A 1,744-nucleotide genomic window follows, 5' to 3' on the forward strand; every position below is an offset into this window, starting at 1 on the left:
CTCCGCGGCCGTGGGCCGCACCGCGACCTTGGCCTCGGGGACGATGACGACTCGTCGACCCGCGCGTTGCGAGCGCCAGCCGAGGTCGAGGTCGCCCCCGAGGTCGCCGAGCGCGGGGTCGTGGCCGTCGAGACGCTCGTAGGTCTCGCGGTCGAGCAGCAGCCCGTCGAGCGGGGCGGCGATCGCGTCGATGTCGGCGTCGTGCTGGCCCTGGTCGGTCGTGCCGGCGACCGGGTGCGGGACGATCCGCCCGGCGCGGGTCACCTGAAGGCCCATCCGCACGATCCGGCTCGGGTCGCGCTCGTCGACGAGCTTGGGAGCCGCCATGCCGACCCCGCGGCCGGTCGCCGCGACGAGGCGGCGCAGCGCCTCGGGGTGGGGGCGTGCCCGCGAGGTGAGGACCCAGACGAGGTCGCGTCCGACGTCGGCCTTCGGGAGCCGGTCGATCATCGCGGGGAGGATGCGCCGCAGACCGCGGCGGGGGCCCAGCGTCGTCGTCAGGACGTCGATGCCGGCCTCGTCGACCGGAGCGAGGAGGTCGCTCGTGTCACCGAGCCCGTCGATGGCGCCGTCGACGAGGAGGAGTCGGTCCGGCAGTCGGTCCTGGGCGAGGAGGGCGCTCAGGACCTGGCCGGTGGCTTCACGGGTGCGTGCGACGACGACCGCGGTGACGGTCGCCGGTGGGGCCGTCGTCCGCCGAGAGGGGGTGGCGGGGGTTGACGTGGGGCTGGGCTGCGTCACGACCTCGCCGACGGTCAGACCGCGCGCTTCTTGAGCTTGCGGCGCTCTCGCTCCGACAGGCCGCCCCAGATGCCGAAGCGCTCGTCGTGCTCGAGGGCGTACTCGAGGCACTCCTGGCGCACCTCGCACCCGACGCAGACCTTCTTGGCCTCGCGGGTGGAGCCGCCCTTCTCCGGGAAGAAGGCCTCCGGGTCCGTCTGGGCGCAGAGCGAACGCTCCTGCCAGGACAGCTCCGTGGACTCGTCGTCGATGTCACCACCGGTGATCAGCTGAAGTTCGTGCATGGTCCCTCCTCGACCTCGGCACTCGACCCTGTACTTCACGTCACACCGTCTGGCGGCCTGACATGTCTGTAATTACATGCGTGTCATGCGTGCGTCGTCAAGCCGAGCAGGCTATGGAGCGGCGAACGGTCCACCGCTGCACCGGCCTCCGACGCCCGGCTGAGAACATGTCTCCCATGCGCATCACCGTGATCTCGCCGGCGGCCGCCGGCGCCCCCTTCGTCCGCGGCCTCGCCGACCACCTCGCCACCTCGCCCGGCGCCGACGAGGTGACCGTGGTGGCCAACACCGGCGACGACATCTCGCTCGGCGGGCTGCGCCTGTCCCCCGACGTCGACGGCCTGCTCGCCGCGCTCTCCGACGTCCCGTCGACCGCCGATACCTCCGTGGTCACCGACGAGCTCGGCGCCCTCGGCGTCCTGCCGGCGTGGTTCCCGGTCGCCGACCGCGAGGTCGCCACCCACCTCGCCCGCACCGCCTGGCTGGGCCGGGGCGCCACCCCGAGCGAGGTCACCGCACGCCTGGCCGAGCGGCACGGCCTCCCGGCGAAGGGGGTCCGACTGCTGCCGATGAGCGACGTCCCCGTCGAGACGCACGTCGTCCTCGACGACGAGGAGGGCCAGAGCGCCGTCCACGTGCAGCAGTGGCGTCACGACGCTCGGCCGCCCCGCCGCCACGCGCTTCGTCGTCGCGGGCATGGACCGCGCCGCCGCGGCCCC

The 1,744-nt window shown here is 73.6% G+C and carries 3 protein-coding genes; 1 reads left to right on the forward strand and 2 read right to left on the reverse strand.

Going from position 1 to position 1,744, the window contains the following annotated elements:
- Both AC2W7J_RS17935 and AC2W7J_RS17940 read right to left on the reverse strand, forming a co-directional pair.
- Positions 1-741, reverse strand: a 741-nt coding sequence (locus AC2W7J_RS17935) for a glycosyltransferase (RefSeq protein WP_485984104.1), incomplete at its 3' end; no start/stop codon positions are given.
- A 14-nt stretch (positions 742-755) separates the two neighbouring features.
- Positions 756-1,025, reverse strand: coding sequence for a WhiB family transcriptional regulator (locus AC2W7J_RS17940; protein ID WP_255184025.1), 270 nt, complete (start codon positions 1,023-1,025; stop codon positions 756-758).
- Between the two features lie 176 nt (positions 1,026-1,201).
- Here AC2W7J_RS17940 and AC2W7J_RS17945 point away from each other — a divergent pair.
- Positions 1,202-1,744: 2-phospho-L-lactate transferase CofD family protein (locus AC2W7J_RS17945; protein WP_485984107.1), on the forward strand; the 543-nt coding region annotated here is incomplete at its 3' end.

The sequence above is a fragment of the Janibacter sp. CFPM2_SD2 genome, from assembly GCF_057364645.1.

Bases quoted from the DNA above. Each gene is read 5' to 3' on its own strand.
- AC2W7J_RS17940 (WP_255184025.1), bottom strand. From the start codon at position 1,025: ATGCACGAACTTCAGCTGATCACCGGTGGTGACATCGACGACGAGTCC.